Source organism: Microbacterium sp. NPDC007973, assembly GCF_042958465.1.
Taxonomy (GTDB): Bacteria; Actinomycetota; Actinomycetes; order Actinomycetales; family Microbacteriaceae; genus Microbacterium; species Microbacterium galbum.
Window position 1 is genome coordinate 742040 of record NZ_JBIBJJ010000002.1, and the last position, 26679, is coordinate 768718.

Consider the following 26679-nt stretch of genomic DNA (forward strand, 5'->3'; position numbering starts at 1 on the left):
GGGTTACCGTGGTGGGGTGACATATCCCGGCGCCGCCCCCGAGTCGTACGCCGACGCTCCGCCCGAGTCGTACGACGTCCCCGACGACCCGTACGCCGGCGCGCAGTGGGACCCCGATCAGTTCGCGCCGCCCGACGATTTCGACGCGCCACCGCCGCCGGTCGACCCCGCGTCGGCCTTCGCCCGCGCGGCTGCCGCGACGGGGACGGCCCGCGAGCTCCCGGCGGTGCGCGACTTCACCGGCCACGACCCGCGCGCCGTCCTGCACGAGGTGTACGGCTACGACGCGTTCCGCGGCGACCAGGCCGACATCGTCCAGCACGTCGTCGACGGCGGCGACGCGGTCGTGCTCATGCCGACCGGCGGCGGAAAGAGCGTCACCTACCAGGTGCCCGCTCTCGTGCGGCCCGGAACGGGCCTGGTCGTCAGCCCCCTCATCGCGCTCATGCACGACCAGGTCGAGGCGCTCATCGCCAACGGTGTGCGGGCCGGGTATCTCAACTCCACGCAGGCGCCCGCCGAGCGCCAGGCCGTCGAACAGGCGTACCTCGCCGGCGAGCTCGACCTCCTGTACGTCGCGCCCGAGCGGCTGAACGGAGCGCAGACCCTCGGGCTGCTCTCCCGCGGTCGCCTCAGCGTCATCGCGATCGACGAGGCGCACTGCGTGTCGCAGTGGGGTCACGACTTCCGCCCCGACTACCTCGCGCTCGGCGACCTCGCCGATCGGTTCCCCGGCGTGCCGCGCATGGCGCTCACCGCCACGGCGACGCCCGAGACCGCGCAGGAGATCGTCGAGCGCCTGCGCCTGCGCGACGCCCGCGGCTTCGTCGCGAGCTTCGACCGTCCCAACATCCAGTACCGCATCGACGCGAAGGTCGATCCGCGTCGGCAGCTGGTGCAGTTCATCCGCTCGCAGCCCGAGGGCTCCGCCGGCATCGTCTACGCCCTGAGCCGCAAGACCGTCGAGCAGACGGCCGCCTACCTGGCGTCGCAGGGTCTCGACGCCCTGCCGTACCACGCCGGCCTCGACGCCTCGGTGCGCGCGGCGCACCAGTCGCGGTTCCTCCGCGACGACGGCGTGGTGATGGTCGCGACGATCGCGTTCGGCATGGGCATCGACAAACCCGACGTGCGCTTCGTCGCCCACATCGACCTGCCCAAATCCGTCGAGGGGTACTACCAGGAGACCGGTCGCGCGGGCCGCGACGGCGACCCCTCGGTGGTGTGGATGGCCTACGGTCTGGGCGACGTCGTGCAGCAGCGCCGCATGATCGATCAGTCGCCGGGTGATCGTTCCTACAAGATGCGCCTCGGTCAGCATCTCGACGCGATGCTCGCGCTGTGCGAGACGGTCGGATGCCGCCGGCAGAACCTCCTCGACTACTTCGGTCAACGCTCCGAGCCCTGCGGCAACTGCGACACGTGCCTCACCCCGCCCGACACCTGGGACGGCCTCATCGCCTCTCAGAAGCTGCTGTCCACGATCGTGCGCCTGCAGCGCGAGCGGGGGCAGGCGTTCGGCGCCGGCCACCTCATCGACATCCTGCGCGGGGCGAAGACCGAGCGCATCGCGCAGCAGGGGCACGACCGCCTGAGCACCTACGGTCTGGGTGCCGATCTGTCCGACCAGGACTGGCGCAGCGTGATCCGCCAGCTGCTCGCGCGCGGCATCATCGTGGCCCAGGGCGACTACGGCACGCTCGCGCTGAGCGAGGCGTCGGCCGGAGTGCTGCGCGGCGAGACGCCCGTCCCTCTGCGTCGCGACGCCCTCGGCCGCACAGGTGGCGGCGGGGGGAGTCGTCAGCGCAAATCGAGCGCCGACGACGTCGCCCCCGACGATCGCGAGCTGTTCGAGGCCCTGCGCGCGTGGCGGGCAGAGAAGGCGCGAGAGCAGGGTGTTCCGGCCTACATCGTGTTCGGCGATGCCACCCTGCGCGCGATCGCCGCCGCCCGCCCCGGCGCGATCGGCGACCTCGACGGCATCACCGGCATCGGCGCCAAGAAGCGCGAGGCGTACGGCGACGGCATCCTGACGGTGGTCGCGGCGAACTGACCCCCGCCACTCCGTCGTGCGGGCGGCCGTTCAGCCGCCGTTCGGGAATGTTGACCCCCCACAACGACCCCGCGCGGACGGATGCGCGTTCGTTGTGGTGAACCCACAGGAGGTTTGAGCGGTCGTTGTGGGACACCTACCGTGGAGTCATCCCTTTGCAACGTCGAAAGGTGCCGAAATGACCGACGCCGCCGTCCGTCCCACCACGCCCGCCACGAGCACGCGCACGCCCGTGGGCGGAGCGCCCACCGCCGCGCACACCGCGGCCGAGGCCGCCGAAGCCCGCATCGACACCGAGCGGGTCACCGATCTGCTGCTCGGCACGTGGGCCGAGACCCGCCGCGAGGCGCGCGAGATGATCAAAGACCCCGCGCTCTGGCGCGACGACAGCCTCGGCATGGATGCGCACCGCGAGCGCACCCTCAGCCAGCTCCACCTCCTGGTGCAGAACAAGGCCGTGCACCGGGCGTTCCCGAAGCGCCTCGGCGGTGAGGAGAACAACGGCGCAAACATCGCCGGCTTCGAAGAGCTCGTCGCGGCCGACCCCAGCCTGCAGATCAAGTCGGGCGTGCAGTGGGGCCTGTTCGGCTCGGCCGTGCTGCAGCTGGGCACGCGCGAGCACCACGACAAGTGGCTCCCCGGCATCATGAGCCTCGAGATCCCGGGCGCCTTCGCCATGACCGAGACCGGACACGGGTCCGACGTCTCGGCGATCGGGACCACCGCGACCTACGACCCCGAGACCGAGGAGTTCGTCATCCACACGCCCTTCCGCGGTGCGTGGAAGGACTACCTCGGCAACGCCGCCCTGCACGGCAAGGCCGCGACGGTGTTCGCCCAGCTCATCACGAAGGGCGTCAACCACGGCGTGCACTGCTTCTACGTGCCGCTGCGCGACGAGGAGGGGAGCTTCCTCCCCGGCATCGGCGGAGAAGACGACGGTCTGAAGGGCGGTCTGAACGGCATCGACAACGGTCGTCTGCACTTCGACCAGGTGCGCGTCCCTCGCACGAACCTCCTCAACCGCTACGGCGACGTCGCGGCCGACGGCACGTACTCGAGCGAGATCGCGAGCCCGGGACGCCGGTTCTTCACGATGCTCGGCACCCTCGTCCAGGGACGCGTCTCGCTCGACGGCGCGGCCGCCTGGGCATCGGCCATCGGTCTCACGATCGCGATCACCTACGGCAACCAGCGCCGCCAGTTCGACTCGGGCAGCGGCACCCCCGAGGTGACCCTGCTCGACTACGGCAAGCACCAGCGGCGCCTTCTGCCGCGCCTGGCGACCACCTACGCCGAGATCTTCGCGCACGACGAGTTCCTGCAGAAGTTCGACGGCGTCTTCAGCGGTAAGGCCGACACCGACGCCGACCGCGAAGACCTCGAGACCCTCGCCGCCGCCCTCAAGCCCCTGTCGACCTGGCACGCGCTCGACACGTTGCAGGAGGCGCGCGAGGCGTGCGGAGGACAGGGCTTCCTCTTCGAGAACCGCCTGGTGGGTCTGCGCGCCGACCTCGACATCTATGTCACCTTCGAGGGCGACAACAACATCCTTCTGCAGCTCGTCGGCAAGCGCCTCCTCGCCGACTACGCGAAGCAGTTCAAGGGCAAGGATGCCAAGCAGCTCGCCGCCTTCGCCGTCGGCCAGACCGCCGGCAAGCTCTTCCACGGAGCGGGTATGCGTCAGTTGGGTCAGGCCGTCAGCGACTTCGGCTCGACCGCCCGATCGGTGGAGAAGGGTCTGCGCGCCGAACAGCAGCACGAGCTCCTGGCCGGCCGCGTCCAGCAGATGATCGCCGACATCGCGGGGCGCCTCCGTCCGGCATCCAAGCTCTCCCGCGACGACGCGGCGGCACTTTTCAACGAGAACCAGGCCGAGCTCATCGAGGCCGCGCGCGCGCACGGCGAGCTGCTGCAGTGGGAGGCGTTCACCGACGCCATCAACCGCGTCGACGACCGCGACACCCTGAAGGTGCTGACCTGGCTGCGCGACCTGTTCGGACTGCAGCTGATCGAGAAGCACCTCGCGTGGTACCTGATCCACGGTCGGCTCTCGACGCAGCGGGCCGCCGCCGTCTCCAGCTACATCGATCGCCTCTGCGCGCGGCTGCGTCCGCACGCGCAGGACCTCGTCGACGCGTTCGGCTACGGCCCGGAGCACATCCGCGCGTCGATCGCGTCCGGCGTCGAGGACGACCGGCAGAACGAGGCCGCGTCGTACTACGCCGCCCTGAAGGCCTCGGGCGACGCCCCGGTTCCGGAGAAGAAGCCCGCGCGCTAGCGGCATCCCTGTCGTCAGAACAGGGGATGCGACGAGAACAGGCCGATCCGTGCAGGGTCGGCCTGTTCTCGTGTGATCCCCTGTCCTCGCACGACCCGCGCCCGAGCCGTCCGTGCAGCGCGCTCCCTGATCGTTCGATGTCGGCGGTCCGGCCTAGCCTGGGAGCATGAACGACCTCGTGACCGGAGTCGACGGCGTCACCCGCTGCGCATGGGCCGGTTCCGACGCGGAGTACCAGCGCTACCACGACGAGGAGTGGGGCACCCCGCTGCACGGCGACCGCCCGCTGTTCGAGAAGATGAGCCTCGAGGGTTTCCAAGCGGGCCTCGCCTGGATCACGATCCTGCGCAAGCGTCCGCGCTTCCGCGAGGTGTTCCACGACTTCGAGCCGTCGGTCGTGGCGCGGTTCGGCCCCGACGACGTCGAGCGTCTGCTTCAGGATGCCGGCATCATCCGCCACCGCGGCAAGATCGAGGCCGCGATCGGCAACGCGGCGATCGTCGCGGCCATGGGCCCGGGCGAGCTCGATGCACTGATGTGGTCGTTCGCCCCGGCATCCCACACGCCCCCGGCGACCTTCGCCGAGGTGCCCGCGGTGACGCCCGAGTCGGCCGCATTGAGCAAAGACCTCCGCCGCCGCGGGTTCCGCTTCGTCGGACCGACCACCATGTACGCGCTCATGCAGTCGTCGGGCATGGTCGACGACCACGTGGCGGGGTGCTGGCGTGCGGCCTGACGGCCGAGCGGCCCGAAACCGGTAGACTGGACCCAGGAGCTTTCGCTCCGCGCGTCGTCGAACGCACCGGCCCCTTCTTCTCGGGCCTTTGACCTTCACGGCGAACGGATGCGCCACCCGGCGCCTTCGCCCACTTGGCCGCAGCATCGCGGCATCCCGAACCGCCGTGCGCGCGTGCGCCGCGGCAGGAGTATTCATGACGTCCCAGACTTTCGCCGACCTCGGCGTGCCCGCCCCTCTCATCGACGTTCTCGCCGCCCAGGGCAAGAACGAGCCCTTCCCCATCCAGGCCGACACCCTGCCCGACACCCTCGCCGGGCGTGACGTGCTCGGCCGCGGCAAGACCGGCTCGGGCAAGACCCTCGCCTTCTCGCTGCCGTTGGTGGCGCGTCTCGCCGCGTCCACCGATCGCCGTCGCGGACGCAAGCCCCGCGCGCTCGTGCTCGCCCCGACCCGCGAGCTCGCGAACCAGATCGACGAGGTCATCAAGCCCCTCGCCCAGCCCTTCGGCCTGGTCACCACGACCGTCTACGGCGGCGTGAACCAGAAGCGTCAGGTCGACGCGCTGAACGCCGGCGTCGACATCCTCGTCGCGTGCCCCGGCCGCCTCGAAGACCTCATCGGCCAGGGCTTCGCGAACCTCGGCGACATCGAGATCACCGTCCTCGACGAGGCCGACCACATGGCCGACCTCGGCTTCCTCCCCGGAGTCACGCGCCTGCTCTCGCGCACCCCCGCCGACGGTCAGCGTCTGCTGTTCTCGGCGACGCTCGACAACGGCGTGGACAAGCTCGTCAAGCGCTTCCTGCGCAACGAGGTCCTGCACTCGGTCGACGAGGCGCACTCGCACGTCGCCGCGATGACGCACCACGTCTTCGCCCCGGCCGACGCGGATGCCAAGAAGGACCTCGTCCAGACCCTCGCCTCGGGCACGGCGCGACGCATCCTCTTCATGCGCACCAAGCACCAGGCCAAGAAGCTCGCGAAGCAGCTGACCGCCTCGGGCATCCCCGCCGTCGACCTGCACGGCAACCTGTCCCAGCCCGCTCGCGACCGCAACCTCGCCGCCTTCGGCGACGGCCGCGCGAAGGTTCTCGTGGCCACCGACGTCGCCGCCCGCGGCGTGCACGTCGACGGCGTCGAACTGGTCGTGCACGTCGACCCGCCCGTCGAGCACAAGGCGTACCTGCACCGCTCCGGCCGCACCGCCCGCGCGGGCACCGCCGGCGATGTGGTGACGATCATGCTGCCCGAGCAGCGTCGCGACACCCTCGACATCCTCCGCAAGGCGAAGATCTCCGCCACCCCGCAGCCCGTCACCCCCGCCTCGCCCGAGGTCGTGGCGCTGGTCGGCGAGGTCGCGCCGTACGTCAAGCCCGAGCCGGTCGTCGCCCAGCCGCAGGGCGGGGGCCGCTCGCAGGGCGCCAACGCCCAGCGCAAGCGCGCCGCCCGCACCCCGGGCCAGGATGCCGCAGCCCCGGCCGCCGGTGGCGGTCGCCGTCGTCGCGGACGCGGTGGCAGCGGTGGCGGTCAGGGTGCCGAGGCTCCCGCTGCCGCCGGCCACGCGCCCCAGGGCGGGCGCGGCCAGGGCCAGCGTTCGGGTGCCGGACGCGGGCAGTCGGCCGGCGGCGCCCAGCGCGCCGGCGCCGCCCGTGCCCAGGGCGCGGGTCGCTCGGCATCCGGTGCCCCGACGACCGGCATGGTCGTCGGCGCCCGTTCGCCGCGCACGAATCGCCGCGCGCAGGGCTGAGCCCCCGTCCCCCGGTGCCCCCGCAGATCCGTCTGCGGGGGCACCGTCGCGTTCCGGTGGGGTCTTCCGGCTCCGCCGACTTCCGGGGACGGCGCACCCCGCGCCCTCGCTGGCCGATGTCGGTGGTCTGCGCCACACTGGGGACGATCCCGAGGAGGCGCCCATGACCGGTCCCGACGCCCACGACGTCATCCGCGTGCGGGGCGCGCGAGAGAACAACCTTAAGAACGTCGACCTCGACGTGCCCAAGCGGCGTCTCACGGTGTTCACCGGGGTCAGCGGATCGGGAAAGTCGTCGCTGGTGTTCGGCACCATCGCGGCCGAGTCGCAGCGGCTCATCAACGAGACCTATCCCACCTTCGTGCAGCAGTTCATGGGCGAGCTGTCGCGGCCCGACGTCGATGCCCTCGAGAACCTCAGCGCGACCATCCGCGTCGATCAGGAGCGCATGGCCGCGAACGCCCGCTCCACCGTCGGCACGGCCACCGACGTCCACGCCATGCTGCGCGTGCTCTTCAGCCGCCTCGGTCAGCCGCACGTCGGGTCGTCGCAGGCGTTCTCGTTCAACGTGCCCTCGATCTCCGGAGCGGGCGCGGTGACGATCGCGACGGGCGCGAAGAAGGGGCAGAAGGAGCGCCGGTCCTTCGAGATCACCGGCGGGATGTGCCCCGAGTGCGAGGGCCTCGGCCAGGTCGGCGACCTCGACCTCGACCAGCTCGTCGATGCGTCGCTCTCGCTGAACGCGGGGGCCATCCTCGTGCCCGGCTACACGGCCGACGGCTGGATGGTGCGCGTCTTCAGCGAGTCGGGCTTCCTCGACCCCGACAAGCCCGTGCGCGACTTCACTCCGCAGGAGCGCGACGACTTCTTCTACAAAGAGCAGACGAAGGTGCGCATCGCGAACACCAACATGACGTATGAGGGGCTCGTCCCCAAGATCACCAAGAGCATGCTGCAGAAAGACCGCGACGCGCTGCAGCCGCACGTCCGCGCCTTCGTCGACCGCGCGGCCACGGTCGTCCCCTGCCCGGCGTGCGAGGGCACGCGTCTCAACGACGGCGCGCGCTCGTCGCGCATCGGCGGCGTCAACATCGCGGATGCCGCAGCCATGCAGATCACCGACCTCGCCGCCTGGGTGGGCACGATCGACGACCCCCCGGTGGCACCGCTCGTGCAGGGTCTGCGCGAGACGCTCGACGCCTTCGTCCACATCGGCCTCGGCTACCTCTCGCTCGACCGTTCGAGCGGCACGCTGTCGGGCGGGGAGGCGCAACGCACCAAGATGATCCGCCACCTGGGCTCGAGCCTGAGCGACGTCACCTACGTGTTCGACGAGCCCACCGCGGGCCTGCACCCGCACGACATCCAGCGCATGAACGAGACGCTCCTGCAGTTGCGCGACAAGGGCAACACGGTGCTCGTCGTCGAGCACAAGCCGGAGGTCATCGACATCGCCGACCACGTGGTCGACCTCGGTCCGCGCGCCGGCCGCGAGGGCGGCGTGATCCAGTTCGAGGGCGATGTCGCGGGGCTGCGGGCTTCCGACACCCTGACCGGTCGCTTCCTCGACCACCGCGCGCACCTCAAAGACAGTGTGCGCGAGGCCACCGGCGCGCTCCCCATCCGTGGGGCGAGCCAGCACAATCTCCGCGATGTCGACGTCGACGTCCCGCGCGGAGTGCTCACGGTGGTGACCGGGGTCGCCGGCTCCGGCAAGTCGTCGCTCATCCACGGCAACCTCCCCTCGTTCGACGACGTCGTCGTGGTCGACCAGACCGCGATCAAGGGCTCGCGGCGCAGCAGCCCCGCGACCTACACCGGCATCCTCGACGCGGTGCGGGCGGCGTTCGCCAAGGCGAACGGGGTCAAGCCGGCGCTGTTCAGCGCCAACAGCCAGGGTGCGTGCGCCGCATGCAAGGGCCTCGGCGTCATCGTGACGCAGCTGGGATTCCAGTCCACGGTCGAGACCGTCTGCGAACTGTGCGAGGGCACCGGGTTCTCCGACGACGTGCTCGAGTACACGCTCGACGGGAAGAACATCGCCGAAGTGCTCGCGATGTCGGTCGCCGAGGCGGGGGAGTTCCTCGTCGCCGGTCCGGCGGTGGCCGTCCTCGGTCGGCTGCGCGATGTGGGGCTCGGCTACCTCACGCTGGGACAATCACTCAGCACGCTGTCGGGCGGAGAACGCCAGCGCCTCAAGCTCGCGATCTCGATGGCGAAGTCCGGTGCCGTCTACGTCCTCGACGAGCCCACGACAGGACTACACCTCGCCGACGTCGACACGCTCCTTCGGCTCCTGGATCAGCTCGTGGATGCCGGCAACACCGTCGTCGTGATCGAACACCATCAGGCGGTGATGGCGCACGCCGACTGGCTCATCGACCTCGGCCCCGGGGCCGGTCGCGACGGCGGCACGGTCGTGTTCGAGGGGACGCCCGCCGACCTCGTCGCCGAGCGCTTGACGCTCACGGGAGAGCACCTCGCACGCTACGTCGGCGGCTGATCGCCGGGGCGGTCGCGCGCGTCGTCGGTGTCCGGGCCCGGCGCACGTCGCGTCGGCACGCGACGAGGTTCCGGACCCGCAGCTCGCGGTGCGCCGCCGTCTCCGCGGGGGACTCCGGTCAGCCGCGCGCGGGGAGCGATGCGTCGTGCAGGTGCCGGTCGCCGTGCGACAGCACCTTCACCATGACGCCGCGGCGGCGCAGGTCGGCCACCGCGCGCGTTTCGTCTTCGCGCGTCAGACCGAGCGCGTGAACGCTCGCCACCACGAGCACATCGCCGCGCGTCAGCGTGCCGAAGAATCGGTCGAGTCGGTTCGCCCATCCCTCGAGCGTCTCGGGAGCCGGGTGTCGGAAGCCCTCGATGGGCACCCCGAAGCGCGTCAGGTCGTCACGCTGCTGCACGACGGTGGGCATGTCGGGACGCGACACGACCAGTCCGACGAGGCGGGAGCCCGCGGGGCGGGCACGCCACCAGTCCCGATCGCTCTGCAGCTCGGTGAAGCACTTCGGGCACTCGGCCGCGGTATGCATCACGGGCACCGCGGCGCTCCCGGCGGCATCCGTGGATGACGGCATCGTCGGGATCGGATCGCTCATGGAAACCTCCGCGACCATTGTGCCCCACGCTCCTGCGAAACCGCCCCCCCCCCCCCCCCGGGCCACGCCCGCGGCCCCTCGTCCCGGCCCGACCCACCCCCCTCAGCCCCCGCATACGAAAGGGCCCGCCGCACGCGACGTGCGACGGGCCCGGAAGGCGGGACTCAGTGGGCCGAGTACCCGCCGTCGACGAGGTGGTAGCTGCCCGAGATGAACGACGCGGCGTCGCTGAGCAGGAACAGCGTCAACGCGGCGACCTCGGAGTCCGTGCCGAGGCGTCCGGTCGCGTGCTCGTTCTCGAGGTGCGTCAGGGCCTCGGGGGTCAGGCTCGAGCGCACAAGCGGGGTGTCGATGAAGCCCGGGCCCACGGCGTTCGTGCGCACGCCCTGCTTCGTGTACTCGAGGGCGGCGACCTTCGTCAGACCGACCAGCGCGTGCTTGCTGGCGACGTAGGCCGCGTTCTGCGCGATGCCGACCGACCCGAGGACGGATGCCATGTTCACCACCGCACCGCCGCCGGAGGCGACGATGGCCGGCAGCTGGAACTTGAGGCCGTAGAAGACGCCGTCGAGGTCGACCGCGCGCACGCGGTCCCAGGCCTCGATGTCGTAGTCGCCGATGTTCTGGGGTGGGGCGCCGATGCCGGCGTTGTTCACGGCCAGGTGGAGTCCGCCGAAGGTCGAGCGGGCGAAGGCGACGGCCGCCTCGGAGTCCTCCCACTTCGCGGTGTTCTGCGCGAAGGCCGCAGCGGTTCCTCCCGCGTCGGTGATCTGCTGCACGACGCCCTGGGCGGCATCCTCGTTGATGTCGGTCACGACGACCGACGCGCCTTCCGCGGCCAGCTCCCGCGCGATCGCGGCTCCGATTCCGCTTCCGCCACCGGTGACGAGGGCGACCTTCTGGGCGAACCTGCTCATGGATGCACTTCTCTCCCGCCGTCGAGTCATCGCGGATCTCGCGCTGACCGCATGCGCGTGAATGAAAACCCCGGCGCCGGCCGCGGTATTCCGCCTCAGTCGTCCTCGCCGTCGTCGATGCGCAGCTCGAGGCTGAGCTGGTCGGCATCGAGTTCGGCGAGGGCATGCCGGAGTGCGGCCGTGCTGTAACGGCCGTCGCGGCCGACGTCGTGCAGACGGCGGCGCATCGCCTCGATCGAGGCGAGCCGCAACTCGAGGAAGTCGCGCACGCGCATCGAAGCCTCCTCGTCGGGCGGCTGCACGAGGCGGGCGCCCGCGCGCTCGATCATGTCGGCCGGGAAGGCGGCGCCGTCCCGCCGGACGAGCGAGCCCGACTGCACGGCCGCGATCGCGGCATCCCGGAGCTCCGCGTCGAGGGCGCGTTGCTCCTCGCGCGACGGTCCCTCGCCCCCGTCGCCCGCGAGTCCGACCCGGCGGACGACGGCCGGCAGGGTCAGCCCCTGCAGGACCAGGCTGAACAGGGCGACCAGGAAGGCGACGAAGATCAGGAGCGGGCGTTGCGAGGTGTCCTCGGGGAGGGTCTGCGCCGCCGCGAGGGTCACCACGCCGCGCATCCCCGCCCAGACGATGACGCTCCCGTGCCGCGCGCCCAACGGGGTGTCGCGGTAGTAGTCCAGATCGGCCAGGGTGCGCGAGATGCGCGTGCGCATCCACCCGATGCGCCGCGCGGCGCGAGCGGGGTCCTCAGCCCGGATGCCGAACTGCTCGGGCGCCGTGCGGTAGGCCTCCTCGAACCGGTCGAGGCGGCGCTGCGCGTCGTCGACGCGTTCCTGGTGACGGTCGGCGCGGTGACTGCGCCGCCCCTGGATCCAGATGAGCCACGACACGTACAGCGCACGGGCGGCGAGGGTGATGCCGAGCGCCGAGAGCGCCAGCCACGTCCCGTGCCAGAGGCCCTCGTGCTCGCGGAGGTTGGCCGTGACGATGTCCTTGAGCTCGAGTCCGAAGACGAGGAAGACCCCGCCCTCGAGGATCAGCTCGATCGTGCGCCAGTTGAGTCGGTCGCTGATGCGCTGCTCCGGGGTGAAGCGCCGTGCCGCGCCCTGTCCGGTCACGATGCCCGCGACCACCGCGGCGACCAGACCCGAGCCGCCCAGGTGCTCGGTCGGCAGGTAGGCGATGAACGGCACGGTGAAGCTCAACGCGGTGTTCGCGGCGGAGTTCGTCACACGTTCGCGCACGCGGAGGTTGACCCAGCCGACCACGGCGCCCAGCGCGAGGGCGATCGCCACGGCCCACGCGAACGAGGCCAGGGCATCGCCGAAGGCGAATCCGGATGCCACGGCTGCGACCGCGGTGCGCAGCAGCACGAGCGCGGTGGCGTCGTTGAGCAGGCTCTCTCCCTCGAGCATCGTCACCACGCGCGGCGAGATGCCCAAGCGCTTGGCGATCGAGGTGGCCACGGCATCCGTGGGGCTGAGGATGGCGCCCAGCGCGATCGCGAGAGCGAGCCCGAGGCCGGGGATGACGGCCCAGAAGAAGAGGCCGAGCACGAGGGAACTGAAGACGACGAGCAGCACCGAGAGTCCGGCGATGGGGGCGAAGTCGCGCCGGAACTCGATGGCGGGCAGCTGCACCGCCGCCGAGTACAGCAGCGGCGGGAGCACCCCGATGAGGATGACCTCGGGGTTCACCGCGAATGCGGGGACGAAGGGGAGGAGGCTCACCCCCGCGCCGATGGCGAGCAGCACCAGGGGTCCGGCGATGTTGAAGCGCGGCCCGATGACCGTGGCGAGGGCGACGACCACCACGCCGGCGACGACGACGAGGAGGGGATCGATCACCCTCTGAGGCTAGCCCCCCGCCTCATACGACCTCGACCGGCAGCTTTCAGTCCTCGGCGCGGAGCGCGTCGGCGACGGCGTGCAGTCCCGTCAGCGTCTCGGTGAAGCTCGTCGACAGGGGCGACAGCCCGATGCGCAGACCGTGCGGGTCGCGATAGTCGGGAATGACGTCGTCCTCCCACAGGCGGGCGGTCACCGCACGCATCGCGGGGTGCGACAGCGTCAGGTGCCCTCCGCGCTCGGCGGCATCGCGCGGCGACGCGAGGCGCACCCCGAGAGGAGCCAGGATGCCGTCCGCCACGCGCACCGCGAACTCGGTCAGCGCGATCGACTTGCGTCGAACCGCCGCAATGCCCGCCTCCGCGAGCAGGTCGAGGGTGTCCTGCATCGCGATCATCGCGAGCACCGGAGGCGTCCCCGACAAAAAGCGGCGCATGCCGTCGGCGGGGTGGTACTGCGGCCCCATCGAGAAGACGTCGGCCGCCCCCATCCACCCCTGCACCGGCTGGGTGAGGCGGCGCTGGTGGCGTGCGGCGACATAGGCGAACGCGGGGGAGCCGGGGCCGCCGTTGAGGTACTTGTAGGTGCACCCGACGGCGAGGTCGGCGCCCCACGCGTCGAGCTCCATCGCCACCGATCCGGCGGAGTGGCACAGGTCCCACAGCACGAGGGCTCCCGCCTCGTGCGCGATCGCGGTGAGCGCGGGGCCGTCGGCGAGGTACCCGGAGCGGTACGAGACGTGGCTGAGCAGCACCACCGCGGTGCGCGGGCCGACCGCGTCGCGCAGCAGGTCGGCATCCACGCCGCGCTCCGTGTCGACCTCCACCCAGACGACGCGGGCGCCCCGCTCGGCCGCGATGCCCTCGACGAGGTAGCGGTCGGTGGGGAAGTCGTCGCGCCCCACCACGATCTCGACCCGCTCGGGGTCGGCCGCGCTCTGCGCGTCGAGCGCGGCGCGGAGCAGCTTATAGAGCAGCACGGTGGTCGAATCGCCGATCACCGTCTGTCCGGATGCCGCGCCGAGCGCGATCGACCCGATCCGGTCGCCGATCGCGAAGGGGAGCTCCATCCACGCTTCGTCCCAGCCGCGGATGAGGCGGCCGCCCCACTCCTCGGTCACGAACCGGGAGAGTCGCTCGGCGGTGGCCCGGGGCGGTCGTCCGAGCGAGTTGCCGTCGAAGTACACCAGCGGGGTCTCCGCCCCGACGAAGGCGTCGCGATACGACGCGAGCGGATCGTCGGCGTCGAGGGCCGCCGCCTCGACCTCGAGGGAGGCGTGCGGCACCTCCATGCGGTCGACGGATCCGAAGGCGGGGGAGGGGTCAGTCGACACGCGTGAGCTCCTCGGTCGGGACGACCGTCCCCCGGCTCAGCCAGGTGGGCACGTCGTCGGGGTCGGTGGGGGTCGGACCGGCGATGAAGGTCGAGACGGCGTCCGTCGCCGGGGAGCCGGGCCAGGGGTCCGTCAGGGTGCCGACGAGGGCGTCGCCGCGGATGCCCGCCTCGTGCAGGGCGAGCAGCTCGCGGCGGTTCACCCCCACCGGCAGGGGACCGTTGCCGAGGTCGGTGCCGTACAGCACGCGCCCTCCGCGCGCGGCGAAGGCGCGGACGTTCGCGATCGCCGTGCGCCGGGCCTCGCCGCGGTGGATGTCGAGGGTCGAGATCCACGCCTGCCCGGCCGCGACGGCCCGCGAGATCAGCCGCCGCGACAGCGGAGCCTCGAAAGGGGCATGGGCGAGAGTCGAGACGCCGGCGTCGATCGCGCGCTCCACCTGGCCGTCGCCCTGCGCGTGCGCGACGACGGCGAGTCCGCGCTCGCGCGCGCTCTCGACGATCGCGGCGAGCGTGTCGTCGTCGGGGACGGGGCCCGCGTCGGCATGGAGGGCGACCTTGATGACCGACGCGCCGGCATCCGCTTGCGCGTCGACGGCGGTGCGCGCTCCTCCGCCGACTCCCGGATGCCGCGAACTGCCCGTCACGACGCGCACGATGCTCTCCGGTGCCCATGGCCGCCCGGCGGGGTAGCCGCCCGGGACGGTGAGGAACGCTCCCGCATAGGCGACGTGGGGGAGCCCGTCCGGCCGCCGGGCGAGCGCGACAGGATCACCGCCGAGGTCGACGACGGCGGCGATCCCGCGCCGGGGGAGGTCGGCGGAGTCGACGAGGTGCAGATGCACGTGGTGGTCGACGAAGGCCGGCAGCATCGTGCCGCTTTCGCCGGTCAACGCCCGTCGGACCGACCGCACGGTCGTCAGATCAGCGAGAGTTCGCGGAGCTTGGCCTCGACGTCGGCGTTGGAGGGCTCGACGTGGTGGCTGGAGTCGGGGTAGACGACGACGGGGATGCTCGTGCGACCCGAGATCTCCTTGGCGACGTCGGCGGCGGCGGGATCGGCGACCAGATCCACGTACTCGTAGTCGATGCCCAGCTCGTCGAGCTGCTTCTTGGTGCGGATGCAATCACGGCACCAGTCGGCGCCGAACATACGGATGGATGCGTCGGAAGACATGGCTCCAGCGTACGCCGCCCGCGCTCGGCGGGCGCTGAGAGCCCTTACCCGACGAGCGGCGGATGACCCGTGGTCGGGGTCAGGCGGTGACTTCGTCCTCGAGGGGCTCGATGGCGTGGACGACCTTGCCGACGCGGCTCTTCTTGGGCGCGTACACGACGAGCGCGTGGAAGACGAATCGCACCACGAAGGCGGCGATGAGCGTGAGCGCGGCGGCGACGACGCTTTGGATGTGCGCCTGGCTGACCAGGACCCAGATGACCGGGATGCGCACGATGGCCTCGACGCCGTTGAACGTGAACGACTTGATGAACCGGTGTCGCATGAGCCCGGACTCCGCGCGCATGTCGGCGAAGACGAGGTACTCGAGGGCGAGGAAGTTCGCCACGATGGTCACGACGCTCGCGATCACCGCGGCGATGAGGTACTGCACGCCGACGGCCTGCAGCGCCCACATGATCACGAGGTTCGCGACGGCCCCGAGGCCGCCCACGAGGGCGAAGGCCGACATGCGGCCGAACCGCAGCATCGTGAGCTGGGTGAGGAAGCGCATGCCCTGGCTGAACGACGCCTTCGACTCGCCGGCGAAGCGGGGAGCGAACGAGAAGGGCACCTCGGCGACGCGCATCTGCTTTCGCGCGAGGATCTCGAGCAGGATCTTGAAGCCGCGCGGCTGTAGGGTCTCGACCTCGAGGGAGCGCCGGTCGACGAGGAAGAACCCCGTCATGGGGTCGGAGCAGTTGTGCAGCTTCTTCGGGAACATGGCCTTGGTGAGAAGCGTGGACGCCCGCGACACCGTGGTGCGTACGGCGTTGGCCAGACCGTCGGAGGTTCCGCCCGCGATGTAGCGGGATGCCACGACCACGTCGGCGTCGCCCACCTCGGCGCGCGCGAGCAGCTCGGCGATGACCTCCGGCGGGTGCTGCAGGTCGCCGTCCATGACGACGCAGTAGTCGGACACCGCGGCCTTGATGCCCTCGACGACGGCACCACCGAGCCCGCCGACGGGCTCGTCGCGGTGGATGAGGCGAACGGGAACGGCGGAGGTCGCCGCGACGGCCCGGATGATGTCGGGGGTGTCGTCGCGGGAGTCGTCGACGAAGATGATCTCCACGTCACGACCGAGCAGGGCGTCCGTCGTGCGACGAACGAGCTCGGCGACGTTCGGACCCTCGTTGAAGGTCGGAACGATGACGGAAATATCCATGTGTGCTCGCGTTTTCTCGGTAAGCCAGAAGTACACAGCGTAGACCGGCCGACGCGTGCCCAAATTGGGATTGTGGAGGAGTTACCTGGGAGCTAGCGGGTGTTCACCCCAGCGTCCGGCCAGAAACCGCCCGTCACCGGCGCGATATCGCGTCGACGCTCATCCGATCTTCGCTTTCAGATCGTCGACCGTCATTCCGTAATTGATGCGGACGACGGGCAGTGCCAGCTTATCCGTGCCGATGCGGACGTACCCGGGCTCGATGGTGCGCCCGAGCTCGAAGCCGGCTCGGCGCACGCCCTCCTTGGTCGTGTCGTTGTAGTGGCCGAACGGATACGCGACGACCTCCTTCGCCCCGAGGATCTGGGCGGACTGCTCCAGATCGGCGGCGATCGTGTCGGCATCCTCGTTGACCATGCGCCCCTTGCCGTCGGCGCCGGCGCGATGCATGTCGTGCGTGTGCGAACGCTGCAGCACGAAGGTGTTCGGTGTCGGTTCGGTGCGGAACGACGTGATGACGAACGACGTGGTCAGCAGGTTCTTGCCGTCGACGATGGGAGCGGCGAGTTCGAGCCAGCTGGAGTCCGCGTCGTCGTCGGTGATGATCACGGAGTGTCGGGGTAGGAAGAGGGCTCCGTCGATGAAGGCGCTCAGCTCGTCCCACGTCGGCAGGTAGAAGTCCGCGTCCTTGATGTACGCCATCTGGGCATCGAAGTCGCCGACGTACGCGTAATTGCCGCGCAGCCAGCCGTCTTCTCCCTCGGGCTTCCGCGTGAACTGGTGGTACATGAGGATCGGGATGCCGGCATCCTCCGCCGTGTTCGCCTGGGGGGTGACCCATCCGGCGTGCAGCACCCGTTCGCGATCGGTGCAGGTCACGAGGTCGGCGCCGTTGACGCGGGTCGAGGCGGTCAGCGCGGAGGCGTCGGCGGTGGTCGGGTACCAGCCGGCGAACACACGGCCGTCCGCGCGCGGGATCGGCAGCGCCTCGTAGCGGACCCCCTGCGTCTGCACCTGCGGGTCGAGGGCGATGCCGTCGCCCGCGAACGACACCGCGCAGGCGTTCGGGTCGGTGGTGGTCGACAGCAACCGCTGCGCCGGGGAGAGAGGCGTCGGCGTCGGGGTGGGCGTCGGGGAACTCGTCGGCGCTCCGCTCGCGGCGCTCGTCTCGGACGGCGCGACCGGAGCACGGGTGAGTGCGAAGACGGCGACCGCCCCGGCGATCAGGGCGACGGCGACGGTCGCGACGAGGGTGCGCCGCGCGCGGACGCGGCGGCTGGCGCGCCGACGGCGGGCGGCTCGGGTGGTCGTCATGGTGCCTCGGGATCGGGTGGGGCGGCTCGCCGCGATCCTAGCGGGACGCTTCGCGCACACTCGGGACCCTTCGCGTCACGACGCGCGGGCGCGAGAGGATGGGCGCATGATCCGTATCGGCATCGTCGGCACCAGCAGCATCTCCGAGCGCTTCGCCGAGGCGGTGGGTGCGGTGGACGGCACGGTCGTCTCGCGAGTGGCCTCTCGAGACGAGGGCCGGGCGCGCGCCTTCGCCGACGTGATCGGCGCCCCCGGTGTCGCGGTCGGGCTCGACGACCTCCTCGCCGCCCCCGACGTGGATGCCGTCTACCTCGCCAGCCCCAACTCCGTGCACGCCGCGCAGATCGCTCAGGCGGTGGATGCCGGCATCCCGACCCTCGTCGAGAAGCCGGCGGTGCTGTCGGCCGCCGACTGGGACACCGCGGTGGGACGTGCCCGGGCGCGGGGCGTGGTGCTCCTCGAGGCCATGCGCACCGCTTACGACCCCGGGCTGTCCGCCGTGCGCGACCTCCTGCCGCGTCTCGGCGCGGTGCGACGGGTCTCGCTGCGCTACGAGAAGAGATCCGCGCGGTACGACCACGTCCTCGCGGGAGAGCAGACGAACATCTTCGACCCGGCGCTCGGGGGCAGCGCGCTGCGCGATCTCGGGGTCTATCCGCTGCATGCCCTCGTCCGCCTGTTCGGCGAGCCGAGGTCGATCCAGGGCGCGCGCGTGGGCATCGCCTCCGGGACCGACGGTCTCGGCAGCGCCCTCGCCGTCTACGACGGATTCATCGCCGACGTCGCCTGGTCGAAGATCACCGACACGGCCCTGCCGAGCGAGATCCAGGGCGAGGACGCCTCGCTCGCGATCGACGCCGTCGATGCACCCCGACGGCTCACCGTGACCCCGCGCGGTCGGGCCCCGTACGCGATCGAGGTCGACGCCCCCGACAATCCGATGGTGGGAGAGGTCGAGCGTCTGCGACAGGCGATCGAGGGGGCCGACATCGCCGGGGACCAGGACTTCACCGCGGCGACGCTGCGCCTCGTCGACGAGCTGCTCGCCGTCCCGCTGGCGTAGACGGAGCTCCACGAGTTCACCTGCCGTTTCCCCCACGGCGAGAGGATCGACGGATGCGGCGGGCGGGATCGGTGGGCGAGGTCTTCCTCGCGTTCCTGAGGCTGGGAGTCACCTCCTTCGGCGGCCCCGTCGCCCACCTGGGGTACTTCCGCGACGATCTCGTGACCCGGCGCCGCTGGATGGACGATCGGGCGTACGCCGACCTCGTCGCCCTGTGCCAATTCCTCCCCGGACCCGCGTCCAGCCAGGTCGGGTTCGCGATGGGGCTCCAGCGCGCGGGCATCGCGGGCGCGCTCGCGGCCTTCGCGGCCTTCACCCTCCCCTCGGCGGTGCTGCTCGTCGCCTTCGCGGCGGGCGCGGCCGTGATCGGCGGACCGGTCGGCGACGGGATCCTGGACGGGCTCAAGATCGTCGCGGTGGCGATCGTGGCCCACGCGGTGTGGGGGATGGCCCGCACCCTCGCGCCCGATGCCCGCCGAGCCGGGATCGCGGTGGTCGCCCTGGCCCTCGCGCTGCTGCTCCCCGCCGCTCCGGGGCAGCTCGGCGCGCTGGCGATGGGCGTCGTCGCGGGGCTGCTCCTGCTGCGCGGTGCGGACGAACCGCCGGGGGTCGAGCTGCCCCCGTTCGGCGTCCCCCGCGCGGCTGCGGTGTCGTGCCTCGTGCTCTTCGCCGTCGGGCTCGTCGCTCTCCCGCTGCTCGCCGCGGGTACCGGGGCGGGGGTGCTCGCCCTCGCCGATGCCTTCTTCCGCTCGGGCGCCCTGGTCTTCGGCGGCGGTCATGTCGTGCTGCCGCTGCTGCAGGCCGGTGTCGTGCAGACGGGGTGGGTCACGCCCGAGGCCTTCCTCGCCGGCTACGGCGCGGCGCAGGCCGTGCCCGGCCCCCTCTTCACGTTCGCGGCCTATCTCGGCGCCGTCTCCGACGTGGGACCGGGCGGCGTCGCGGGCGCCGCGGTCGCGCTCGTGGCGATCTTCCTCCCCGGGTTCCTCGTGCTGCTCGGAGTCCTCCCGTTCTGGGATGCCGTGCGCACGCGGCCGCGTGTTAGGGCGGCCATGCGCGGGGCGAACGCCGCCGTCGTCGGCATCCTGGGCGCTGCTCTCTACACTCCCGTGTTCACCACCGCGATCACGGGGCCGGGGCCCCTCGTGCTCGCCGTGGCGGGATTCGTGCTGCTGGTCGCGGTCAAGACGCCGGCGTGGGCGGTGGTGCTCGTGGGGGCGGCCGGCGGCGTCATCCTGTCGCTCGCCTGAGCGGCGGCCGAGAGCCGGTTCCGCACGGGGTGACACCGCGTCCCACCGATGCCAGGATGAGCGGACGGCCCCGGCCGCCGCGCCTGTTTTCGAGGGAGAGAACCGTGTTCCAGAGCCCCTATCCGAGCATCGACGTTCCGGATCAGAGTATCTACGACTACCTGTTCGCCTCGCTGGGGGACGACGATCTCGACCGGGTGGCCCTGGTCGACCCGTCCAGCGGGGCGGAGACCACCTACCGTGCCCTGCGCGCGCAGGTCGACGGCTTCGCCGGGGCGCTCGCCGCACGCGGGGTCGACACCGACACGGTCGTGGCGATGCTGTGCCCGAACGTGCCGGCGTTCGCGACGGTGTTCCACGGCATCCTGCGTCTGGGTGCCGCGATCACCACCGTGAACTCCCTCTACACGGCCCGCGAGATCGAGAACCAGCTCCGCGACGCCTCCGCCACCTGGCTCGTCACCGTCTCACCGCTGCTCGCCCAGGCGAAGGCCGCGGCCGACGCCGCGGGCATCGCCGACGATCACGTGATCGTGCTCGACGGTGCGGACGGGCACCCCGATCTGCGGTCGCTGCTCACCGAGGGCCGGACGCCGCCCGAGGTGTCGTTCGACCCTGCCACGCACGTCGCCGTGCTGCCGTACTCGTCGGGCACGACCGGGGTGCCGAAGGGGGTCATGCTGTCGCACCGCAACCTCGTGGCGAACGTGCACCAGTGCCGATCGGTCATCGAGATCTCACCCGACGACCGTGTCCTCGCCGTGCTGCCGTTCTTCCACATCTACGGGATGACGGTGCTGCTGAACCTCGCGCTGCGCCAGCGGGCGACGCTGGTCACCATGCCCCGCTTCGACCTCATGGAGTTCCTCCGGGTCGTGCAGGAGCACCGCTGCACGTTCCTCTTCATCGCGCCGCCCATCGCGGTCGCCCTCGCCAAGCACCCCGCCGTCGACCAGTTCGACCTCTCCAGCGTGCACAGCGTCTTCTCCGGTGCCGCCCCGCTCGACGGCGAGACCGCCGAGACGGCCGGCCGGCGCATCGGTGCCCGGTTCTTCCAGGGCTACGGCATGAGCGAGCTGAGTCCCGTCTCGCACGCCATCCCCGCCGGCTCGGGATTCCCGGTCAGCTCGGTCGGCGTGCTCATCCCGGGGTGCGACGCCAAGCTCGTCGACCCCGAGACCGGCGCGGAGCTCGAGCAGCACGGTGACGACGGGCTGACCGCGCCGGGCGAGATCTGGGTGCGCGGCCCCAACGTCATGCTCGGCTACCTGAACCGCCCCGACGCCACCGCCGAGACGCTCGACGCCGACGGCTTCCTGCACACCGGCGACATCGGCGTCCACCACGTCGACGGCTACTTCACGATCGTCGACCGGTTGAAGGAGCTCATCAAGTACCACGGCTACCAGATCGCCCCCGCCGAGCTCGAGGCGCTTCTGCTGTCGCATCCGAAGATCCAGGATGCCGCCGTCATCGGCGTGCGCGGCGACGACGGTGAGGAGATCCCCAAGGCGTTCGTCGTGGCGGCACCGGATGCCGGCCTGACGGCGGAGGACGTCATGGCCTTCATCGCCGGCCAGGTCGCGCCCCACAAGAAGGTGCGGCGGGTGGAGTTCATCGACGTGGTGCCCAAGTCGACGTCGGGGAAGATCCTGCGGAAGGACCTGCGCGCGCGCGAAGCGGTGTGATCTCGGCCCCTCCCCGTCGCGTGGTGACGTCGCGCGATTGTCGCCCTCAGTCGGCGTCCCTGCATCCACCTCGTCCCACTTATGACGGTGCGTGTCCCGCTTGTGGTGGGTGGGAAGGGCTCTGACCCACCAGAAGTGGGACATGGGTGCCGAGGTGGACGCCGCTCTCGGCCGGCATCCGTGCATTCGCCTCGTCCCACTTATGGCGGTGCGTGTCCCGCTTGTGGTGGGTGCGAAGCGTGCCGACACACCACAAGTGGGACACGGTTGCCGGGTGGCCGCCCTCTCGCGGTACGGGCTCGCGCGCGGGGCGCGCCCGCAGCCTCAGGTATGGCGAAGGGCGGGGCGTCTTGCGACGGCCCCGCCCTTCGTCGTTCAGGTCACGGCGTGAGCAGGGCACCGGTCTGCGCGGCGGACTCCTCCGCGCGCTTCTCCTCGTCGTCGCGGCCGCGACGCTCGTCCGCGGCTTCCTGCAATGCCGACTTCGCGCGCAGCGGGGGCGTGCGGAAGAACAGCGACAGCACGAACGCGAGCAGCACCACGCCCATCGCCACCCAGTAGACGCTCGTCGCCGACGAGTTGAAGCCGACCAGGAAGGGCTTGGTCAGACGCGCGTCGGCGCCCACGAGGAAGGAGGTGTCGTCCAGGGTCGAGTCGCCGATCGAGGTGTTCTCACCGCCGTCCGTGAAACGCTCCTCGAGCGTCGTCGCGACGGTGTCGACGAAGGCCGCGCGGTCGGCGGCGTTCGAGAAGTCCAGGCTCACCGATCCGTCGCTGCCCACGCGGGCGACCGGAATCTGCTGCTGGATCTGCGTCGCGGCGGCCGACGTCGCCTGGGCGATCGCCGCCTGCGTGGCCTGCGCCTGCGCGGCGGCCGGGATCTGCCCCGCGGCGACCTGCGCCGCCACGGCCTGAGTCGCGGCATCCTGTGCTTGCTGCACGCCCTGCTGCACCTGCTGGGTCACGGCATCGGTCGTCTGGGTCACGATGGGCGTGTAGATGCCCGACATGATCTTCTCGTTGGCCGGTGCCGAGGCGACCGTGGGGTCGAAGGCGGCGTCGAGGGCGTCGGTGAGGGTGCCGCGGTCGGAGAAGGACCCGATGATGTTCGACGGCATCAGCGTGAACAGCAGTGAGAGCAGCACGGCCGTGCCGAGCGTTCCACCGATCTGGCGGAAGAACGTCGACCCGCTCGTCGCCACGCCCATGTCGCGCAGGCCCACGGAGTTCTGGCTGGCGATCGTGAGGGTCTGCATGAGCTGGCCGAGGCCCAGGCCGATCACGAGCATCGCGAGCGCGACGTGCCAGTAGGGGCTGTCGTACTTCAGGAAGGTCAGCAGGAAGAAGCCCACCGACATCAGCGCCGTGCCGAGGATCGGGAACATGCGGTAGCGACCGGTGCGCGCGATGATCTGACCGCTCGCGATCGAGGCGATCATGAGGCCCAGGATCATCGGGAGCATCTCGAAGCCGCTCTCGGTCGGCGTCGAGCCCAGCACGAGCTGCAGGTAGAGCGGCAGCGTGAGCATCGCGCCGAACATGCCGAAGCCCACGAGCACGCCGATGATCGTCGCCATCGAGAAGGTGGGGGAGCGGAAGAGCTTCAGCGGGATGAGCGCGTCGTCCTTCATCTTCGTCTCCGCGATGACGAAGGCCAGGATGCCGAGGGCCCCGACCGCGTAGCAGGCGATCGCGATGGGCGAGCCCCAGCCCCACTCGCGCCCCTGCTCGGCCACGAGCAGCAGCGGGACCAGCGCGACGATGACGGTCGTGGCGCCCCACCAGTCGATGCGCACCGAATGGCGCGGCTGCTTGGGGATGTGCAGGAATCGCCACACGATCGCGAGGGCCGCGATGCCGATCGGCACGTTGATGAGGAACACCCAGCGCCAGCCGGTGATGAAGAGGATCTGGTCGGCGCCGGCGAACAGACCGCCGACGAGCGGGCCGATGACGCTGGAGATGCCGAAGACGGCGAGGAAGTAGCCCTGGTACTTCGCACGCTCGCGCGGGGCGAGGATGTCGCCCATGATCGCCAGCGGCATCGACATCAGGCCACCGGCGCCGAGGCCCTGGATGGCGCGGAAGGCGGCGAGCTCGGCCATCGAGGTCGAGAAGCTCGCGAGCACGGATCCGACGATGAAGATGAGGATCGCGAGCAGGAACAGCGGGCGACGGCCGAAGATGTCGGAGAGCTTGCCGTAGATGGGCGTCGAGATCGTCGAGACGATCAGGTAGGCGGTCGTGACCCAGGCCTGCAGGCTCAGGCCCTGGAGGTCGTCGCCGATCGTGCGGATCGAGGTTCCGACGATCGTCTGGTCGAGGGCGGACAGGAACATTCCGGCCATGAGGCCGAAGATCACGAACATGATCATGCGGTGGGTCATGACCGTGTCGGTGGTGCCGGTGTGCGCGCGCCGGCTGCGGGTGATGTCTGACATCTGTCCTCATCGAGAAGGGGTGGCGGGCGGCTCGATCGGGCGGGGCCGGGCGCCAGGTGTTTGCTAAAAGTCAACAAATAGTAGCGCCGTCCACCGGGGTCGGGGAACCACCTGCGGGTCGGCATCGCCCCGGGCCCGCAGAAATACCCCCGTGGGGGGAGTCGTGCCCCGGACCGGCGTCCGGAGTGCGGGCGGGCCGTGCACGTGCGCGCGGCGGGCGCCGGCGGCGGGCGCCGGCGGCGGGCGCGGGCGGGGCGCGGGCGGCGGGGCGCGGCGGGCGCGGATCGTGGCGGCGTCGCGCGAGAACAGGAGATCGCGCCGGGACAGGGCGTTGTCGGGGCTGGTCGTCCTGTTCTCGAACCCTCGCCTGTCTTCACGCGTGGCGCGTGGGGGAGGCCGACGCCCGGCGCGGCGGATCAGCGTGATGCGGTGGCTCGACGACCGAGTGGTCGGAGCCATGCGGGACGGCGTCCCCCGCCGGGAAAAGCAAAACCCCCGCCATGTAGAAGCTAGGCGAGGGTTTCTAGGACCGTTGTAACGACGGTCCGTGTGGCTCCGACGGGCGTCGATCCCGTGACCTCACGATTTTCAGTCGTGCGCTCTACCAACTGAGCTACAGAGCCGAGCGGCATGTCTGCCGCTTCCTAAACGAAAGGCCTCCTCGAAAGAAGGCCCGTCGCTGTGGAGCGACCCTGACGGGACTTGAACCCGCGACCTCCGCCGTGACAGGGCGGCACGCTAACCAACTGCGCTACAGGGCCATGCATTTTCAATTGTACTTCACCGGAAAGTGACCCCAACGGGATTCGAACCCGTGCTACCGCCGTGAAAGGGCGGCGTCCTAGGCCGCTAAACGATGGGGCCGGATGAGGCGGAAACCTTGCGATTTCCTTCTCGCTTGCCGACGACCGAGCCTACTTCACATCTCGCGAGATTGCCAATTCGGGGCGTGGCGTACGCGGCTCGCGCGTGTCGGGGGCGCAGGATGGGCGCTGCCGACGGGAACTCGCCCTGTTGTGTGTGTGACTCGTGTTGCTACTGTGAGTCGAGTTGCGACCGGTGAGATGAGGTATTCCCGTGACGCTCGAGCGCCCCGTTGAGTCAGACGATTGCGGCTGCGCGCCCACCGCGAGCGAGCGGCGGCGCCTCTGGCCGACGTTCGATCGACGCAGCGCGCTGAAGTTCGGTGCCCTGAGCGCCGCGGCCCTCGGCGCGTTCGGCGCTGCGGCATCCGGATTCTCCTCTCCCGCCGTCGCCGCCGACTACCCCTCGTGGGCCGACGTCGAGGCGGCGCGCGCGAACGAGTCGGCGAAAGCCGGCGAGATCGCCCGCATCCAGGGCCTCATCCAGGGCCTGCAGTCCGAGGTGGCGCGCACGCAGGCCGAGGTCGTCGCCCGCTCCGACGAGTACTACACCGCGCAGCAGGCCTACCTCGACGCCGATTACCGTGCGCAGCAGATTCAGGCGCAGGCCGACGCCGAAGCGGCCAAGGCCACCGACGCCGCGGCCAAAGCCGGCAAGGTCGCCGCGCAGCTCTATCGCTCCGGCGGCGACGACACCTCGCTCGACCTCTTCTTCTCGGGGTCGGCCGCCAGCGCCGACGACCTGCTGGCCAAGCTCGGCACGATGGACAAGCTCATCGAGCGCAACCGCTCGGTGTACGCCGCGGCCGTGACGGCGCGCGACTCCGCGACGCAGCTGAGCAACCAGGCCAACGACGCCCGCACCGAGCGCGATCGCCTGCAGAAGATCGCCGAGGAGAAGATGGTGGCCGCCCAGCAGGCCGCCCAGGCCGCTCAGGAGGCCCTGGCCGCCCAGCAGGCGAACCAGGTGGTCCTCGAGGCCCAGCTGGCTGCTCTCCAGGACACCACGGCCAAGACCGTCGCCGACTACCAGGCCGGTGTCGAGGCCGAGCGCAAGGCGCGCGAGGAGCGCGAGCGCAAGGCTCGGGAAGAGGCCGAGGCGCGGGACCGCGCCGAGCGCGCGCGTCGCGAGCAGGAAGAACGCGACCGGCAGAACAACAACAACGGTGGTGGCGGCGGCGGGGGCGGCGGCTCCGACAGCGGCGGGGGTGGCGGAGGCGGCGGCCAGGCCACCGGCTCCGGCTGGGCGCGTCCGTCGTCGGCCGGAACCACCTCGGGCTACGGCCCGCGATCGAGCCAGTGCAACGGCAGCTATTGCGCGAGCTCGTGGCACCTCGGTCTCGACTTCGGCGCCGGCTGCTACTCGCCGATCTACGCGGCGTCGGCCGGGCGCGTGACCTACGCCGGGTACAACGGCGGCTACGGCAACTACATCCGCATCCAGCACGACGACGGGTCGGCGACCGGCTACGCGCACATCGTCAACGGCGGCATCTACGTGTCGTACGGCCAGCGCGTCGGCGCGGGGGAGCAGATCGCGGCGACCGGCCAGACCGGCAACTCCTTCGGCTGCCACCTGCACTTCGAGGTCTACCCGCCCTGGGGCGGCACGACCGATCCGGCCCCCTGGCTCCGCGATCGCGGCGTCTGGGTCTGATCCCGGCACGA

General features: G+C 71.0%; 18 protein-coding genes and 3 tRNA genes. 9 read left to right on the forward strand and 12 right to left on the reverse strand.

Translation table 11 applies throughout. The features are described 5' to 3' along the window. Window positions 1-16: 16 nt before the first annotated feature. The 5 genes from recQ (at window position 17) to ACFZA2_RS08630 (ending at window position 9323) form a co-directional block, all read left to right on the forward strand. Window positions 17-2053, forward strand: a complete 2037-nt coding sequence (gene recQ / locus ACFZA2_RS08610; protein ID WP_391403254.1) for a DNA helicase RecQ — start codon at window positions 17-19, stop codon at window positions 2051-2053. A 178-nt stretch (window positions 2054-2231) separates the two neighbouring features. Next, complete coding sequence (locus tag ACFZA2_RS08615) at window positions 2232-4334, forward strand: acyl-CoA dehydrogenase (protein WP_363387479.1); 2103 nt, start codon at window positions 2232-2234, stop codon at window positions 4332-4334. Between the two features lie 166 nt (window positions 4335-4500). Continuing rightward, entirely contained in the window at window positions 4501-5070 is a 570-nt protein-coding gene (locus tag ACFZA2_RS08620) for a DNA-3-methyladenine glycosylase I (protein WP_391403257.1), read from the forward strand. Between the two features lie 196 nt (window positions 5071-5266). Next, window positions 5267-6820 (forward strand): DEAD/DEAH box helicase, encoded by a 1554-nt coding sequence (locus tag ACFZA2_RS08625; RefSeq protein WP_391403260.1) that lies wholly within the window; start codon window positions 5267-5269, stop codon window positions 6818-6820. Window positions 6821-6983: 163 nt separating this feature from the next. Next, the gene (locus ACFZA2_RS08630) at window positions 6984-9323 is read left to right on the forward strand and encodes an ATP-binding cassette domain-containing protein (protein ID WP_391403263.1); all 2340 of its coding nucleotides are present in this window, start codon (window positions 6984-6986) and stop codon (window positions 9321-9323) included. Between the two features lie 118 nt (window positions 9324-9441). Here the strand turns inward: ACFZA2_RS08630 and ACFZA2_RS08635 are convergent, their stop codons facing one another. The 8 genes from ACFZA2_RS08635 to ACFZA2_RS08670 form a co-directional block, all read right to left on the reverse strand. Next, on the reverse strand, window positions 9442-9918 hold the full coding sequence (locus ACFZA2_RS08635) for a dehydrogenase (RefSeq protein WP_315993777.1): 477 nt from the start codon (window positions 9916-9918) through the stop codon (window positions 9442-9444). A gap of 164 nt (window positions 9919-10082) precedes the next feature. Then, window positions 10083-10835 carry an SDR family oxidoreductase gene (locus ACFZA2_RS08640; protein ID WP_363387464.1) on the reverse strand — a complete coding sequence of 251 codons (753 nt, stop codon included), beginning with the start codon at window positions 10833-10835 and terminating at the stop codon, window positions 10083-10085. Between the two features lie 95 nt (window positions 10836-10930). After that, the gene (locus ACFZA2_RS08645) at window positions 10931-12679 is read right to left on the reverse strand and encodes a cation:proton antiporter (protein ID WP_391403268.1); all 1749 of its coding nucleotides are present in this window, start codon (window positions 12677-12679) and stop codon (window positions 10931-10933) included. 46 nt (window positions 12680-12725) lie between these two features. Continuing rightward, complete coding sequence (locus ACFZA2_RS08650) at window positions 12726-13970, reverse strand: kynureninase (protein ID WP_391403418.1); 1245 nt, start codon at window positions 13968-13970, stop codon at window positions 12726-12728. Window positions 13971-14001: 31 nt separating this feature from the next. Further along, the gene (locus tag ACFZA2_RS08655) at window positions 14002-14883 is read right to left on the reverse strand and encodes a hypothetical protein (RefSeq protein ID WP_391403271.1); all 882 of its coding nucleotides are present in this window, start codon (window positions 14881-14883) and stop codon (window positions 14002-14004) included. 47 nt (window positions 14884-14930) lie between these two features. Further along, window positions 14931-15188 (reverse strand): glutaredoxin domain-containing protein, encoded by a 258-nt coding sequence (locus tag ACFZA2_RS08660; protein ID WP_055959528.1) that lies wholly within the window; start codon window positions 15186-15188, stop codon window positions 14931-14933. Window positions 15189-15267: 79 nt separating this feature from the next. Beyond that, a complete protein-coding gene (locus ACFZA2_RS08665) occupies window positions 15268-16395 on the reverse strand; it encodes a glycosyltransferase (protein WP_391403274.1) in 1128 nt (375 codons plus the stop codon). Between the two features lie 159 nt (window positions 16396-16554). Further along, window positions 16555-17709, reverse strand: coding sequence for a polysaccharide deacetylase family protein (locus tag ACFZA2_RS08670; RefSeq protein WP_391403277.1), 1155 nt, complete (start codon window positions 17707-17709; stop codon window positions 16555-16557). A 106-nt stretch (window positions 17710-17815) separates the two neighbouring features. Here ACFZA2_RS08670 and ACFZA2_RS08675 point away from each other — a divergent pair, with 106 nt between their 5' ends. The 3 genes from ACFZA2_RS08675 (at window position 17816) to ACFZA2_RS08685 (ending at window position 21707) form a co-directional block, all read left to right on the forward strand. Further along, window positions 17816-18772 (forward strand): Gfo/Idh/MocA family protein, encoded by a 957-nt coding sequence (locus tag ACFZA2_RS08675; RefSeq protein WP_391403280.1) that lies wholly within the window; start codon window positions 17816-17818, stop codon window positions 18770-18772. A 53-nt stretch (window positions 18773-18825) separates the two neighbouring features. Further along, window positions 18826-20019 (forward strand): chromate efflux transporter, encoded by a 1194-nt coding sequence (chrA, locus tag ACFZA2_RS08680; protein ID WP_391403283.1) that lies wholly within the window; start codon window positions 18826-18828, stop codon window positions 20017-20019. Between the two features lie 104 nt (window positions 20020-20123). Further along, window positions 20124-21707 carry an AMP-binding protein gene (locus ACFZA2_RS08685; protein WP_391403286.1) on the forward strand — a complete coding sequence of 528 codons (1584 nt, stop codon included), beginning with the start codon at window positions 20124-20126 and terminating at the stop codon, window positions 21705-21707. Between the two features lie 380 nt (window positions 21708-22087). Here ACFZA2_RS08685 and ACFZA2_RS08690 read toward each other — a convergent pair whose 3' ends face one another. The 4 genes from ACFZA2_RS08690 to ACFZA2_RS08705 all read right to left on the reverse strand — a co-directional run bounded on the left by ACFZA2_RS08690 (window position 22088) and on the right by ACFZA2_RS08705 (window position 25012). Then, window positions 22088-24148, reverse strand: coding sequence for an MDR family MFS transporter (locus ACFZA2_RS08690; RefSeq protein ID WP_391403289.1), 2061 nt, complete (start codon window positions 24146-24148; stop codon window positions 22088-22090). Window positions 24149-24698: 550 nt separating this feature from the next. After that, window positions 24699-24771: transfer RNA gene (locus ACFZA2_RS08695), tRNA-Phe, on the reverse strand. A gap of 64 nt (window positions 24772-24835) precedes the next feature. Further along, window positions 24836-24909, reverse strand: a tRNA-Asp gene (locus ACFZA2_RS08700). A gap of 30 nt (window positions 24910-24939) precedes the next feature. Further along, a tRNA-Glu gene (locus ACFZA2_RS08705) sits at window positions 24940-25012 on the reverse strand. A gap of 213 nt (window positions 25013-25225) precedes the next feature. Between ACFZA2_RS08705 and ACFZA2_RS08710 the strand changes: the two genes are divergently transcribed. Further along, window positions 25226-26668, forward strand: coding sequence for a M23 family metallopeptidase (locus tag ACFZA2_RS08710; RefSeq protein ID WP_391403291.1), 1443 nt, complete (start codon window positions 25226-25228; stop codon window positions 26666-26668). The last annotated feature ends 11 nt before the right edge of the window (window positions 26669-26679 follow it).